The organism is Mycobacterium sp. (assembly GCF_032159765.1).
Classification (GTDB): Bacteria; Actinomycetota; Actinomycetes; order Mycobacteriales; family Mycobacteriaceae; genus Mycobacterium.
The window spans coordinates 35,451-49,707 of the sequence record NZ_JAVHWM010000039.1 but is presented as its reverse complement, the minus strand read 5'-3'; the positions used below and the strand labels follow the sequence as shown (position 1 = coordinate 49,707).

The following is a 14,257-nucleotide window of genomic DNA, read 5'->3' as shown; positions in this document are numbered from 1 at the left end:
GTTTTCAGTGCCGGCCGTCGCCAACATCGCTCGCCGGATTAAACCATGCCCGAGCGAACCTCGGCGAGAGTCGTGATCTTGGGTCCGTCACGTTAGGTGGCCCGAAAGCCGGATCCGCCAGCGAACGAACGCGGTGTAGCCGACGCAGATGGCCAGCAACATGCCGATGTCGAACCACCACGCCGCGGCGTCGTGTTTCCAGTGCGCGTCCCGCGGTAACAGCGGGCCCGGGACCAGCCTCAGCAGGTCGATGGTTGACGCCGAAGCGGCGAAGCCCCACCGCGCCGGAGTGACCCACGACATCTGGTCGAGCACGGCTCGCCCCGTGACGGGAATCATGCCGCCGGAGAACACCAGCTGCGACATGATCGCCACCACGAGCAGCGGCATGATCTGCTCGTTGGACCTAGCAAGCGCCGACAGTGCGAGCCCGACCATCGCGGCGGCGATGGTGGTCGCGGCGATGTCGACGAACAACTCGATGCTGGGATTGCCGATCACCGAACCGCTGGTGACGGCATCTTTGCCCCAGCCCTTGCCGATCACGGCGATCGTGGTGACAATGGCCGACTGCACCACCGAGAACGCCGCGAACACAATGACTTTCGCCAAAAGGTATGCGGTGGTGGACAATCCAACGGCCTGCTCACGGCGGAAGATCGCTCGTTCGCCGATCAGAGCACGGATGGTCAGCGCGGTCCCCATGAAGATCGCGCCCACGTTGAGCATCACCAGGATCTGTCCCGGTTCGTTGGGCGCCTCCCCGCCCTCAAGCGCTGTCTTGGGGACGCCGAAACCGACGTCGCCAGGCACGGACAGCGACAACACACCCATGATGAATGGCAGCAGCATCAGGAACGCGAAGTAGCCGCGGTCGGATATCACCAGGCGCATCTGGCGTCGCGCGATGGTCGAGAACTGGCGTCGCAGGCTCGTTTTCGCCGGCTTTCCCAAGTCCTGGGGCGTCTCGGAGGCCGGTTGCGGCGGTGGCGGGCCATGCTGGGCGAGGTAGCGTGCATGCGCCGCGTCGGGATCCCCGGCGACCGAGCTGAAGATGTCAGCCCAGTTGGTGGTGCCCATCGACGGGCCGATCTGGTTGGGCGGCCCGTAGAACGCCGTCTTACCGCCCGGCGCCAGCAGCAGCACTTGGTCGCACACGTCGAGATAGGTCAGCGAGTGCGTCACCACCAGCACGACGCGCCCTGCGTCGGCGAGGCCCCGCAGCATCGTCATGACCTGGCGGTCCAGCGCGGGGTCGAGTCCCGATGTCGGCTCGTCGAGGATCAGCAACGACGGGCCGGTGAGCAGCTCGAGTGCCACCGACGCGCGTTTGCGCTGGCCGCCGGACAACTTGTCGACCCGGGTGTCGGCGTGCCTGGTCATCTCGAGTTCCTCGAGCACCTGCGAGACGACCGCGGCGCGGTCGGCCTTGGTGGTGTCCGGTGGCAGCCGCAGCTCGGCGGCGTACATCAGCGCCTGGTTGACGGTCAGCTGGCCGTGCACGACGTCGTCCTGCGGCACCATGCCGATCCGGCTTCGCAGCGATGCGTACTCGGCGTGAATGTTGTGGCCCTCGAACGACACTGCGCCACTTGTCGGCTGCGTGTAGCCGGCGACGAGCCGGGCGAACGTGGATTTGCCTGCGCCCGAAGGCCCGATGACGGCCGTCAGCGTTCCTGGCCGCGCAGTGATCGAGATGTTGTCCAGTAGGGTCTTGTTGCCCTCGATCGTCCACGTGACCCCGTGGACTTCCAAACCGCCTGTCCGAGTAGCGGCTTCGGTCTCGGTGCGACGAACCAGCGTACCGCCCTGGAAGACCAGGTCGACGTTTCCGATCGTCACGGTGTCGCCCTCGTGCAGCAGCGCCTGGTCGACCCGGTTGCCGTTGACGAACGTGCCGTTGATGCTGCGCTCGTCGCGAATCTCGGTGCCCGCGGGCGTGGGCACCAGCGTCGCGTGATGTCGTGAGGCCAACACGTCCGGGACGACGATGGTGTTGTCGGTCGCGCGGCCGATGGTGACGGATCCGGCCGGCGGCGCGCCCCCGCCGCCGCGCAGGATCCGGATCATGCTTGTCGCCAGGTTGCCGTCGCTGCCGCTGCCGGGTCGCGCTGCGGGCCCTATCTGGGTCTGACCAGTCTGAACGTAGTTCGGCTGCGCTGGCGGCGCGGTCCGCGGGCCGCCAGGCGGCCTGCCCTGCGGTGGCCCGCTCGGTGGCCGCGACGCCGGACCGCTGGGTGGCCCGCCAGGGTAGCTGCGCTGGGGCTGCGAGGGGCTTGGCGGATAGCTCGGCGGATAACTGGGCTGGGGCTGCGAGCCGCTGGGCGGATAGCCCGCCGGCGCCTGCTCGGGAGCGGGCCACGTCGTGCCGGATCGCGCAGCCCGTACCGGCACCACGGTGGTTTGCGGTGGACGGCCTACCGCGCCCGTGTGCCGTCCGACCTCGAACATCAGCCGGGGGCCGTCGGGATTTCCGATGTTGATGATCTGGCCGTCGCGGATGTCGACGGTCGGCACGCGCCGGTTGTCGACGAACATCCCGTTCAGGCTGCCGTTGTCGATCGCCACCCAACGGCCGTGATCGAATCGCAGCAGCAGATGTGCGCGCGACACCAGTGAATTGGCCACGCGAACGTCGGCCCGTAGGTCGCGCCCGACGACCACGTCGTGTCCGGGTGCGAAGGTGCGCTCCGACCCTTCAGTCTTTACGGTCAGCGCGCGCGGCGATGGCTGGCTCATCGGCCATCACTCTATAGGCACTCGTGCTTCTTGCCCTGGGTTAGCCCGGTGCTCCAGTAACCACACAGTGTGTGCGCACCGATGGCCGCGACCGAAATGCGGCAGGCATGCACTTGTTGCAATGCGTGCAAGCGGAATGCGTGGTCGCGTCGGCGGCGATCCGGTTGACCAGATCGGGCTCCGCGAGCAACGCCCTTGCCATCGCGACGAATTCAAAGCCCTCCGCCATCGCGAGGTCCATCGTCTCGCGGTTGGTGATGCCCCCGAGCAGGATCAGCGGCAGCGACAGCTCGGCGCGGAACTTGCGGGCATGGTCGAGCAGATACGCGTCGCGGTACGGGTATTCGCGAAGAATTTTCTTGCCGATCATCCGCACGCCCCATTTCATCGGCGGCCTGAACACCCCGGCGAATTCCTTGATAGGGACGTCGCCGTGAAATAGGTACATCGGGTTGATGAACGAGCTGCCCGCTGTCAGCTCGATGGCATCCAGGCCGCCGTCCTCCTCGAGCCACTTCGCGGTGGTCAGCGCCTCGTCGGTGCGGATGCCGGGCCGCAGCCCGTCGGACATCGTGAGTTTGGCCGTCACCGCGATCTGGTTGCCTGCCGCGCGGCGGACTGCCTGCACGACTCGGCGAGCCACCTTCGCGCGGTTCGCCAGCGACCCACCGAACTCGTCGTTGCGGCGGTTGATCAGCGGGCTGAGAAACGCGCTGCAGAAGTAGCCGTGGCCCAGGTGGACTTCGACGGCGTCAAAGCCTGCGTCGATTGCGATTCGGGTGGCATGGGAGTGGGCGGCGATCACTCCCTCGATGTCGTCGCGGCCGGCCTTCTTCGTGAATTGCATGACGAGGGGGTTGAAGAAGCGGCCGGGTGCCAGGGCCGGACCTCCGGGGCGGCCGGCCCTTACAGGACCTGCATGACCGATCTGGGCGCTGATCGCTGCGCCTTCGGCGTGGATGGCGTCGGTGAGCCTTCTCAGGCCGGGGATGGCTTCGGGCCGCATCCACATCTGGCCGGGTTCGGTGCGGCCGGCGGCCGACACGGCGCAATAGGCCACCGTTGTCATGCCCACGCCCCCTGCGGCGGGCAGCCGGTGGTACTCGATCAAGTCGTCGGTCACCAGCGCGTCGGGACTGGCCGCCTCGAACGTCGCGGCCTTGATGATCCGGTTGCGCAGGGTGAGCGGCCCGAGCTTGGCGGGGGAGAAGACATTTTTCGGTCGCTCTTCGCGCAAGCGCTCATCGGCGGGCGGGCTGGCCACCCCAGCAGCATGTCAGACTGGCGTTCGTGACTGCGACAGTGCTCGATGGCAAGGCCACCAGGGACGAGATTTTCGCCGACCTGACGCAGCGGGTGTCGGCGCTCACCGCGGTCGGCCGGAAACCTGGTCTTGGCACGATCCTCGTCGGCGACGACCCGGGCTCGCAGGCCTACGTGCGCGGAAAGCACGCCGACTGCGCGAAGGTCGGCATCACGTCGATCCGCCGTGACCTGCCTGCCGACATCACCCAGGCGAAGCTCGACGAGACCATCGACGAGCTCAACGACAACCCCGAGTGCACCGGCTACATCGTCCAGCTGCCGTTGCCCAAGCACCTGGATGAGAACGGGGCGTTGGAGCGCGTCGACCCGGACAAGGACGCCGACGGGCTGCACCCGACGAACCTCGGCAGGCTGGTGCTCGGCAAGGCCGCGCCGCTGCCGTGCACGCCGCGCGGGATCGTGCATCTGCTGCGCCGCTACGACGTCGAGATCGCGGGCGCGCACGTGGTGGTGATCGGCCGGGGGATCACCGTCGGCAGGCCGCTCGGCCTGCTCCTCACCCGTCGTTCAGAGAATGCGACAGTAACGTTGTGCCACACCGGAACTCGTGATCTGCCTTCGCTGACCAGGCAGGCCGACATCGTGGTGGCGGCGGTTGGCGTGCCGCATATGGTGACGGCCGACATGGTCAAGCCTGGCGCGGCGGTCGTCGACGTCGGGGTATCGCGGGTGGACGGCAAGCTGACGGGCGACGTCCATCCCGACGTGTGGGAGGTCGCCGGGCACGTGTCGCCGAACCCGGGCGGCGTGGGTCCGTTGACGAGGGCGTTTCTGCTGACGAACGTGGTCGAGCGGGCCGAGGGGGCGATGAGCGCTTGCGCGAAGAGCAGACAGCAGCCGTGACTGTTCGCGACGTCGTCCGCAACCAGTGGGCGATCATCGTGGTGTTCGCGATCTTCTTCGCCGCGTTCGGCCTCATCGTCACCGACTACTGGCGCCGCGGCTCGCTGCTGCTCGGCATCGGAGTCGGCGTGGCCGCGGTGCTGCGACTCGTGTTGTCCGACGAGCGGGCGGGCCTGCTCGTGGTGCGGGGCCGGGCCACCGACGTCATCGCGATGGCGCTGGTCAGCGCCGCGGTGATCCGCATCGCGTGGACGATCGATCCGTTGGGCACGCGGTAGGCCGCGCTGTCGTCTCAGCAGCCGCACGAGTTACACAGCGGAGGCATAGCTCGTCCGCGGGGTGCCGGTGGGACCCGTGTGAGGGCTGATACCGAGGTTACCTACAGGCACCTTCGCTACCCTGGCGACAGTGCCGAACGAACACGTCGACGTCGTCGTCGCGGGCGCCGGGCCGAACGGGCTGATGCTGGCCTGCGAGCTCGCATTGGCAGGCGTCCGCCCGGTCGTTATTGACCTGCTCCCCGCTCCCAGCACCGAACCGAAGGCGAACGGCCTTGTCGGCCAAGTAATTCGGCTTCTCGACATGCGCGGGCTGTTCCAGGAGTTCAGCCGGTCGGACGAGCCACCCTCACCCTTGTACGAGTGGATCTTCTCGGGCATGCGAGTGCCGCTGGCAGGCGTCGCAGACAACCCGATGTACGCATGGATGATCGCTCAGCCGCAGTTGGTACGGCAACTGAACGATCGCGCGCACGACCTCGGGATAGACGTCCGCTGGGGCCATGAGTTCACCGATCTGGAGCAAGGTGCCGACGGCGTCGCGGTCACGGTCACGTCGCCTTCGGGTGTATACACCTTCGACTCGAGATTCCTCGTCGGTGCCGACGGTGGTCGCAGCCCGGTGCGCAAACGGGTCGGCATCGATTTCCCCGGCTACACGTCCGATGTCGTGGCGCGACTGGCCCACGTCCGCGTGCCTGACAAGGTGCGCAATCCGGACGGAACCATCGACATCCCCGGCAGCGCGCCAGTGCGCTTCGGCCACAACAGGTTCGACGGCGGTGTCCTCATCTATGCCCAGTTCGAGCCCGGCAGGCACATGGTCGGCACGGTCGAGTACGCGTCCGAGCTCCCCGATGAGTCCACGCCGTTCACCCTCGACGAGCTCCGCGACAGCACCCGCCGAGTGCTCGGCGTCGACTTTCCGCTGGAGCCGCCGCAGGGCGACGGGCCGCACGCCATGCGGCGCATGTCTGGGCAGAACACCCGGCAGGCCGTCAGCTATCGCGTGGGAAACGTTTTCCTACTGGGAGATTCGGCCCACGTGCACTCTGCGATGGGTGGCCCCGGTCTGAACCTCGGACTTCAGGACGCGCTGAACCTGGGCTGGAAGATGGCTGCGACCGTCAACGGATGGGCGCCGCCGGGCCTGCTCGACACCTATCAAAGCGAGCGGTATCCGGTGGGCGAGCGGGTGATGATGCAGTCGTCGTCGCAGACGGCGCTGATGGCATCCGGGCCCGAAGTAGCCGCCTTGCGAACGCTTTTCGGTGAACTCCTGCAGATCCCGGCCGTCGCGGACCACATGGCCCGGCTGCTCGCCGGTGCCGACACGCGCTACGACGTCGGCGACGATCACCGCTTGTCGGGGCTGCTGGTGCCCGACCTGACGTTCGACGACGGCCGTCGGGTCGCCGATCTGTTGCACGCTGCGCGGCCCGTGCTGGTCGACTTGTCCGGCGGCGATGTCTCGCGCGAAGCCCTCGGCTGGGCCGGCCGAGTCGATACGGTCGTCACCACACTTGCCGACGAGCCGATGCGCGGGTTGCTGCTTCGCCCCGACGGCTATGTCGCTTGGGCCGCAGACGAATTCGAGAGTGCCGATCGCAGTCGGTTGCACGCCGCGCTGCGTCGCTGGTGCGGCGAGCCCTAGCCACTACAACGACAGCGTGGCAGCGACGATCGGCTTCGCCCACTCCGGCGTCGACGACAGATCGGGCGCCCCGACGATCTTGCCGTGGTCGACGTGCACGACGAGCACCGGCCGCGGCGCGTCCCCGACAGCTGGGTCCGCTTGTGCCGAGTTGTCGTAGACGCGTAGTTCGGCCAGCGCGGGCAACAGTTTGATCAGATTCAGCCGGCTGTGCTGCCACCGCCGCCGGATCGTCGACTCGGGGATGTCGTGGCCACCCGCCTGCACGCGGTGGCGTACCCGGGCGATGTGTGTCTGAACGCTGTCCAGACCGACGTACCAGACGCGCACCTCGATGCCGTCTGCAGCTGCCTCAGCGAGCAGCCGCGGAATCGTAGTGCCGCCCAACGTTGTTTCGAACGCGAAATTGAGCCGCTCGGCGATCGCCTGCTCGAGAAGCCGCTTTCCCTGCCGCCAGGCCGCGGAGTTCGCCTTGTTTTGGTCGAGCCCCGGATTGGCCGTGATCAGCTCCCGCGCGGCCTCGTCCGGGTTGTAATAGTCGCTGCCTGCGGCGCGAAACATCGCGCCGCCAATGCTGCTCTTGCCCGCGCCGTTGACGCCGGCGAGGACGTAGATCTGTGGGCTCACGCGGACGTGAGGAGCATGAAGGGCTAGGGCCGCCGCTTCGGACGGGCAGCCTTCACCGCCGCGCGCCCGAGCCGCTGCGGTGACGCGCCGAACGCGTCGGCCATCGCCGTCTTCGCCTTCGGTGTCTGCATGCGCAGTAGCAGGTCGTCGAAGCGCTCGGTCAGCTCGTCCAGCGCGGGTTCGCTTGCCCGCGTGAGCGCTTCGAACTCGGCGATCGACAGCAGCACCGCGCGTGGCGTGTTGTGCTTGGTGATCGCGATGGCGCCGTTGACTGCGGCCTGCTCGAAGATCGTCCCAAACTCGTTCTTGAATCGGGTTGCGGCCACCGTGGGCAGGTCGACCAGGTCGCCCGCACGGTTGCGGAATGTCAGGCTAGGCATACGCCCATTCTAGCTCTTATGGCCAAATTAGCCATTCTATCCAGAAGTTCCGGGGCAGTTCGCCGCAGTGATCTCGATGTTCTTCTTGATGTGGGCATCCTTGGTCTGATGGATCTTGCCGCGCACGGTGAACGTGTTGTCGGCCTTCGTCACGGGCATCGCTTCACCCATGGTCGACGTTGTCTCCCAGAAGTACTTGTTGTCTCCGTCCACGCCCGAGACCGCGATCGAATGGGCAGTGAGGTCAGCGATGCCGATGTCGGCGACGATATCGCCCTTGGTGTTCGCGATCGGCGCGTACACAAGCAGACTCCCGCCAGTGCCTAGACACTTCACCGGGTCGCCGAGCGCGACGTTTTTGTCGTCGAACTTAAGGGTCACCGGGGCAGCTGGGGGCGCCGGCGCCTTTGATTGTTCACTTGTCGAGCACCCGGTGGCGGACGTGATCAGCAGGGCGGCGAGGACGAATCCGAGTCTTGAGAACACGCCGAGGCACACTACCGCCTCAACACGATCAAGCAGACAACGTCGCCCGAATGCAGATCGTCACGTACGGCAGCGCCACGCCTGTCGCGTTCTTCAGTGCCGGGTGGGTGGCTAGCAGCTTCCGCACCTCATCCAACGTGCGCGTCCGGACGTCCGCAGGGGATGTGATGCAATAGCTGCGCGAAGCCACGAGATCGATGAGTGCTTGCGGCGTAAGGTAACTCGTCCACTCCAGCTGATGGCGTTGGGCGTCCTTGAACGGCTCCGGCAGCGTCACCTGGTGGTTGTGCGGATCGTCCTCATGGCCGATGATCCCGCCGAGTTCCTTCACCCAGCCCAGCCGCTCGTCTCGCGTGTTCCACACCAGGCCGAGCCGGCCACCCGGTCGAAGCACGCGCGCCAGCTCGGGGATGGCCCGTGTCTGATCGAACCAGTGCCAGGCCTGTGCGACGAGCACCGCGTCCACGCTGTTGTCGGGAAGCGGGATCTCCTCGGCCGTGCCCAGCAGCGCAGGTGTATCGGGCAGCGAATTGCTCAGAACCTCAAGCATTTCCGGGATCGGGTCGACGGCCACCACCGAGAGACCGCGTTCCACGAGTCGCGTGGTCAGCTTTCCGGTACCGGCCCCGAGGTCGAGCACGTCACGGGCCCCACGTGGCAGCAGCCAGTCGATTGCTTCCGGTGGATACGACGGCCTGCCCCGCTCGTACGCGGCGGCCTCAGCTCCGAACGACAGGGACCGTGCGAGTTCTGTCATCGCTGTGCGAGTTTCAGCGTCTGCCTGATCAAGTCGCCCACGGCTTCCGACTCGATCAGAAAACCGTCGTGCCCGTAGATCGAGTCGACGACGTTGAGGCCCGTGCACCCGGGCAGCAGTTCGGCAAGCTCTTCCTGCAGCCGCAGCGGATACAGCCGGTCAGAGGTGATTCCCCCGACCACCACCGGCACCTTGCACGCCCGCAATGCGGCGGGTACGCCACCGCGGCCGCGGCCGACGTCGTGGCTGGAGAGCGCGTCGGTAAGCACGACATACGTGCCCGGATCGAACCGGTCCACCAGCTTTGCTCCTTGGTGCTCGAGGTAGCTCTGCACCGCGTAACGCCCGCCGGCCAACGGATCTTCCTCACCCTGCGGCTGGTTGGCGAACCTCTCGTCGAGTTCCACTTCTCCCCGGTAGGTCAGGTGAGCGAACCGGCGCGCGATGTCCATGCCGTCCAACGGCAGCCGGCCCGTGTCGTAATAGTCCCCGCCCTGCCAGTTCGGGTCGGACTTGATCGCGGCGACCTGCGCACACTGCGTGCCGACCTGGTCGGCGGTAGCCCGGGCGCCCACTGCCAGCACCAGCGCGGCGCGGACCGTGGCGGGATGGCTGACGATCCACTCCAGCGCCCGTGCGCCGCCCATCGAGCCGCCGACGACCGCGGCCACCTCCGTGATGCCAAGCGCCGCTAGCGCGGCGACGTCGGCGTCGACCTGATCCCGCACAGTGGTCGTGGGAAACCTTGAGCCCCAGTGCTTCCCATCGGGTGCCAATGAGCTCGGCCCCGTCGAGCCACGGCACCCGCCGAGCACATTGGTGGCCACGGCGCACCAGCGGTTCGTGTCGATCGCCGCGCCGGGGCCGACGGCGCTGTCCCACCAGCCCGCGGTCGGGTGACCGGGCCCCGCGGGGCCCGTCACGTGCGAGTCGCCGGTCAATGCGTGCAGCACCACCACGACGTTGTCGCGGGTTGGCGACAACTCACCCCAGCGCTGCACCGCAATCGAGACGTCGTCGAGTACCTGACCGCTTTCCAGCCGCAGCGCTCCGATGTCGACGATGCGTATGTCGCCTGCGGCGGGGAGTTCTGTGGTGGGCACGTCGAAGATCGTCACGAGACGCTCGTGCCGGTGAACGGCTTGGCGGCAGCGAAGCCCTGCTCAAGGTCGGCGAGGATGTCGTCGATGCCTTCGATCCCGACCGCCAGCCGCACCAAGCCAGGCGTGACGCCCGTGGTGAGCTGCTCCTCGGGACTGAGTTGGCTGTGCGTCGTGGACGCGGGGTGGATCACCAACGAACGCACATCTCCGATGTTGGCGACGTGGCTGTGCAGCGTCAGCGCGTTGACGAACGCCTTGCCGGCGTCCACCCCGCCCGCGATCTCGAACGCGAGCACAGCGCCGGTTCCCTTGGGCGCCAACTTCTTTCCCAGCTCGTACCATGGCGAGCTGGGCAGCCCGGCATAGTTCACCGACAGCACGCCGGGGTGGTTGTCGAGGTATTCGGCGACCCGTTGGGCATTGGCGACGTGCCGCTCGACCCGCAGGCTCAGCGTTTCCAGGCCTTGCGCCACGAGGAATGCATTGAACGGCGAGGCCGCCGAACCGTAGTCACGCAGCAATTGCACCCGGGCCTTCAGCGCGAACGCCGGTGGCCCAAGCCCGGCATACACCACGCCGTGATAGCTCGGGTCGGGCGTGGTGAAACCCGGGAACTTGCCGTTGGTCCAGTCGAAGTGGCCGCCGTCGACGATCACGCCCGCGATTGCCGCCCCGTGGCCGCCGAGGTACTTCGTTGCCGAATGCACGACGATGTCGGCGCCGTGGTCGATGGGCTGGATCAGGTACGGCGTGGCGACGGTGTTGTCGACGATCAGTGGCACCCCGGCGTCGTGGGCGACTGCCGCGACCCCCGGGATGTCGAGGATGTCGTTCTGCGGGTTGGAGATCGTCTCGCCGAAGAACGCCTTCGTGTTGGGCCGTGCCGCCGCCCGCCACGACTCCAGGTCGTCGGGGTCTTCGACGAAACTGACGTCGATCCCGAGCTTGGGCAGCGAGTAGTGGAACAGGTTGTAGGTGCCGCCGTACAGCCGGGGGCTGGACACGATGTGGTCGCCGGAATTGGCGATGTTGAGCACCGCGAACGTCTCCGCGGCCTGCCCGGACGATAAGAACAGCGCCGCAACCCCGTTCTCCAGCGCGGCAATGCGCTCCTCGACGACGTTGGTGGTCGGGTTCATGATCCGGGTGTAGATGTTGCCGGTCTCGGCGAGGCTGAACAGAGCGGCAGCGTGGTCGGTGCTCTTGAAGGTGTACGACGTCGTCTGGTAGATCGGCAGCGCCCTGGCGTTGGTCGCGGCGTCAGGTACCTGGCCGACGTGGATCTGTTTGGTTTCGAACGACCACTTTGAACTGGGGTCGACGTCGGAGCGAGGCTCGTCCGAGCGACCATCATATGACGCGGGCTCAGTGCTCATGGGGGATCATCTCCTGTAATGACGGGGGGTCCGTCATCACGGACCCGCGCTTGCCGTGTAGCCGCTACCGGCTACTCAACCTGGTCATCACCCGGGGCACCCCACCGCGGTTGGAGGGTTGCCGGCCAGCAAGCCGGGGCTTGACGCTGGCACTCATGACCGAAGAAAAGGGTATCGCACACCGCTGAGCGGGTGCCAGCGGGTTCTGCGGACGCGAGGAGCAATAGGAGCTGCGGACGCGAGGAGCAATAGGAGCTGCGGACGCGAGGAGCAATAGGAGCTGCGGACGCGAGCTCAGTTCGACCTGGGTCTGACACGGAGCAGCCCTCGACGGAATACTGGTAGCCGGCTTGACCGAACCGACGTCGGGAGACGACCAAGACATGAGCGCCGAACAGCCGACCATCATCTACACGCTGACCGACGAGGCGCCGCTGTTTGCGACCTACGCCTTTCTGCCGATCATCCGGACCTTCACCGAGCCGGCGGGCATCGACGTCGAGACGAGCGACATCTCCGTCGCCGCACGCATCCTGGCCGAGTTCGCCGACGACCTGACCGACGAACAGAAGGTGCCGGACAATCTGGCCGAGCTGGGCAAGCTCACGCAGGACCCGAAGACGAACATCATCAAGCTTCCGAACATCAGCGCTTCGGTACCGCAGCTTTCGGCCGCCATCGAGGAGCTGCAGGAAAAGGGTTACGCGATTCCCGACTATCCGGCGCATCCGAAGACCGACGAAGAAAAGGCACTCAAGGAGCGCTACGGCAAGGTGCTCGGCAGCGCCGTCAATCCGGTTCTGCGCGAAGGCAATTCGGACCGTCGCGCGCCCAAGGCGGTCAAGGAGTACGCGCGCAGGCACCCGCACAGCATGGGAGAGTGGTCGCAGGCGTCACGCACGCACGTCGCGACGATGAGGGGCGGCGACTTCTACCACGGCGAGAAGTCGATGACGCTGGACAAGGCGCGCACGGTGCGGATGGAATTGAAGACCAAGCGTGGCGAAACGATCGTGCTCAAGCCCGAGACGGCGCTGGACGACGGCGACGTCATCGAGAGCATGTTCATGAGCAAGAAAGCTCTGGTCGAGTTCTACGAGCAGCAGATCGAAGACGCGTACAAAACCGGTGTGATGTTCTCGCTGCACGTCAAGGCGACGATGATGAAGGTCAGTCACCCCATCGTCTTCGGCCACTGCGTGAAGGTCTTCTACAAGGATGCGTTTGCCAAGCACCAAAAGGTGCTCGACGAGCTGGGCGTGAACGTGAACAACGGAATGGTCGATCTGTACAACAAGATCGAGGCGCTGCCGTCATTCCAGCGCGAGGAGATCATCAAAGACATTCACGATGTCCACGAGCACCGGCCCGAACTGGCCATGGTGGATTCGGCCAAAGGAATCACCAACTTCCATTCGCCCAGCGACGTGATCGTCGACGCGTCGATGCCGGCGATGATCCGGCTCGGCGGCAAGATGTACGGCGCCGACGGGCGCACCAAGGACACCAAGGCGGTGAACCCCGAGTCCACGTTCTCCCGGATCTACCAGGAGATGATCAACTGGTGTAAGACCAACGGCCAGTTCGATCCAACGACCATGGGCACCGTGCCGAACGTCGGCCTGATGGCGCAGAAGGCCGAGGAATACGGCAGCCACGACAAGACTTTCGAGATCCCCGAGGACGGCGTCGCCGACATCGTCGACGTCGACACCGGTGAGGTCTTGCTGTCGCAGGACGTCGAGGAGGGCGACATCTGGCGGATGCCCGTCACCAAGGACGCGGCGATCCGGGACTGGGTCAAGCTGGCCGTCACCCGCGCCCGCGCCTCGGGCATGACGGTGGTGTTCTGGCTGGATACCGAGCGTCCCCACGAGGCCGAGCTACGCAAGAAGGTCAAGGCGTACCTGAAGGACCACGACACCGAGGGCCTGCACATCCAGATCATGCCGCAGGTGTGGGCGATGCGGTACACGCTCGAGCGGGTGACCCGCGGTCAGGACACCATCGCCGCGACCGGAAACATCCTCCGTGACTACCTCACCGACCTGTTTCCGATCCTGGAGCTGGGCACCAGCGCGAAGATGCTGTCGATCGTTCCGCTGATGGCCGGCGGCGGCATGTACGAAACCGGCGCTGGCGGTTCGGCGCCCAAACACGTCCATCAGCTGGTCGAGGAGAACCACCTGCGCTGGGATTCGCTCGGCGAGTTCCTCGCGTTGGGCGCCTGCTTCGACGATCTTTCAGACAAGACCGGCAACAAGCGGGCCGCGCTGCTTGGCACCACGTTGGATGCCGCGATCGGCAAGCTGCTCGAAAACGACAAAGGCCCGTCGCGCAAGACCGGTGAGATCGATAACCGCGGCAGCCAGTTCTATCTCGCGTTGTACTGGGCGCAGGAACTTGCCGCCCAGACCGAGGATCAGGAGCTGGCCGACCATTTCGCCGGGCTGGCGAAGGCGCTGGCGGACAATGAAGAGGCCATCGTGGGTGAATTCGCCGAAGTGCAAGGCAATCCGGTGGATATCGGCGGCTACTACTACCCCGACCGCGAGAAGACCACCTCGGTGATGCGGCCGAGCAAGACGTTCAATTCGACGCTTGCGGACGCGAGGAGCGAATAGGCACCGCGGACGCGAGGACCGAATAAGTACCGAAGCCGCGCAACGCGACTAAGTACTGTGCTCA

The 14,257-nt window shown here is 66.2% G+C and carries 12 protein-coding genes and 1 riboswitch; of the genes, 4 read left to right on the top strand and 8 right to left on the bottom strand.

Annotated features, from left to right (window positions below; genetic code table 11):
- Positions 1 to 87: 87 nt before the first annotated feature.
- The gene (locus tag QOH60_RS04445; protein WP_526417511.1) at positions 88 to 2,739 is read right to left on the bottom strand and encodes an ATP-binding cassette domain-containing protein; all 2,652 of its coding nucleotides are present in this window, start codon (positions 2,737 to 2,739) and stop codon (positions 88 to 90) included.
- Between the two features lie 40 nt (positions 2,740 to 2,779).
- A complete protein-coding gene (locus QOH60_RS04440) occupies positions 2,780 to 3,976 on the bottom strand; it encodes an NADH:flavin oxidoreductase (RefSeq protein ID WP_526417566.1) in 1,197 nt (398 codons plus the stop codon).
- 53 nt (positions 3,977 to 4,029) lie between these two features.
- On the opposite strand from QOH60_RS04440, the gene QOH60_RS04435 reads away from it, so the two are divergent.
- From QOH60_RS04435 to QOH60_RS04425, 3 genes are all read left to right on the top strand, one after another.
- Positions 4,030 to 4,908, top strand: coding sequence for a bifunctional methylenetetrahydrofolate dehydrogenase/methenyltetrahydrofolate cyclohydrolase (locus QOH60_RS04435; protein WP_526417509.1), 879 nt, complete (start codon positions 4,030 to 4,032; stop codon positions 4,906 to 4,908).
- Positions 4,905 to 5,186: a DUF3017 domain-containing protein gene (locus QOH60_RS04430; RefSeq protein ID WP_526417507.1), complete on the top strand. Its 282-nt coding sequence runs from the start codon at positions 4,905 to 4,907 to the stop codon at positions 5,184 to 5,186. The genes QOH60_RS04435 and QOH60_RS04430 overlap by 4 nt, the downstream gene beginning before the upstream one ends.
- A 130-nt stretch (positions 5,187 to 5,316) precedes the next feature.
- Entirely contained in the window at positions 5,317 to 6,840 is a 1,524-nt protein-coding gene (locus tag QOH60_RS04425) for an FAD-dependent oxidoreductase (protein WP_526417505.1), read from the top strand.
- Between the two features lie 3 nt (positions 6,841 to 6,843).
- Here QOH60_RS04425 and QOH60_RS04420 read toward each other — a convergent pair whose 3' ends face one another.
- From QOH60_RS04420 to QOH60_RS04395, 6 genes are read right to left on the bottom strand one after another with little or no spacing between them, the layout of a single operon-like run.
- The gene (locus QOH60_RS04420) at positions 6,844 to 7,467 is read right to left on the bottom strand and encodes an ATPase (RefSeq protein ID WP_526417503.1); all 624 of its coding nucleotides are present in this window, start codon (positions 7,465 to 7,467) and stop codon (positions 6,844 to 6,846) included.
- A 23-nt stretch (positions 7,468 to 7,490) separates the two neighbouring features.
- The gene (locus tag QOH60_RS04415) at positions 7,491 to 7,847 is read right to left on the bottom strand and encodes a type II toxin-antitoxin system prevent-host-death family antitoxin (RefSeq protein WP_526417501.1); all 357 of its coding nucleotides are present in this window, start codon (positions 7,845 to 7,847) and stop codon (positions 7,491 to 7,493) included.
- Between the two features lie 36 nt (positions 7,848 to 7,883).
- A complete protein-coding gene (locus QOH60_RS04410) occupies positions 7,884 to 8,333 on the bottom strand; it encodes a lipoprotein LpqH (protein ID WP_526417499.1) in 450 nt (149 codons plus the stop codon).
- Between the two features lie 28 nt (positions 8,334 to 8,361).
- Positions 8,362 to 9,090 carry a class I SAM-dependent methyltransferase gene (locus tag QOH60_RS04405; protein ID WP_526417497.1) on the bottom strand — a complete coding sequence of 243 codons (729 nt, stop codon included), beginning with the start codon at positions 9,088 to 9,090 and terminating at the stop codon, positions 8,362 to 8,364.
- A complete protein-coding gene (gene metX, locus QOH60_RS04400) occupies positions 9,087 to 10,208 on the bottom strand; it encodes a homoserine O-acetyltransferase MetX (protein WP_526417495.1) in 1,122 nt (373 codons plus the stop codon). The genes QOH60_RS04405 and metX overlap by 4 nt, the downstream gene beginning before the upstream one ends.
- Entirely contained in the window at positions 10,205 to 11,569 is a 1,365-nt protein-coding gene (locus tag QOH60_RS04395; RefSeq protein ID WP_526417493.1) for a bifunctional o-acetylhomoserine/o-acetylserine sulfhydrylase, read from the bottom strand. Before QOH60_RS04395 ends, metX begins: the two co-directional genes overlap by 4 nt.
- A gap of 41 nt (positions 11,570 to 11,610) precedes the next feature.
- A riboswitch (SAM riboswitch) is annotated at positions 11,611 to 11,730 on the bottom strand.
- A gap of 222 nt (positions 11,731 to 11,952) precedes the next feature.
- Between QOH60_RS04395 and QOH60_RS04390 the strand changes: the two genes are divergently transcribed.
- Positions 11,953 to 14,193: an NADP-dependent isocitrate dehydrogenase gene (locus tag QOH60_RS04390; RefSeq protein WP_526417491.1), complete on the top strand. Its 2,241-nt coding sequence runs from the start codon at positions 11,953 to 11,955 to the stop codon at positions 14,191 to 14,193.
- The last annotated feature ends 64 nt before the right edge of the window (positions 14,194 to 14,257 follow it).

What these genes read in the sequence shown, in the direction of transcription:
- QOH60_RS04445 (WP_526417511.1), bottom strand. Translation starts at nt 2,739, where the DNA reads ATGAGCCAGCCATCGCCGCGCGCGCTGACCGTAAAGACTGAAGGGTCG.
- QOH60_RS04415 (WP_526417501.1), bottom strand. Translation starts at nt 7,847, where the DNA reads ATGCCTAGCCTGACATTCCGCAACCGTGCGGGCGACCTGGTCGACCTG.
- QOH60_RS04405 (WP_526417497.1), bottom strand. Translation starts at nt 9,090, where the DNA reads ATGACAGAACTCGCACGGTCCCTGTCGTTCGGAGCTGAGGCCGCCGCG.
- QOH60_RS04395 (WP_526417493.1), bottom strand. Translation starts at nt 11,569, where the DNA reads ATGAGCACTGAGCCCGCGTCATATGATGGTCGCTCGGACGAGCCTCGC.
- QOH60_RS04390 (WP_526417491.1), top strand. Translation starts at nt 11,953, where the DNA reads ATGAGCGCCGAACAGCCGACCATCATCTACACGCTGACCGACGAGGCG.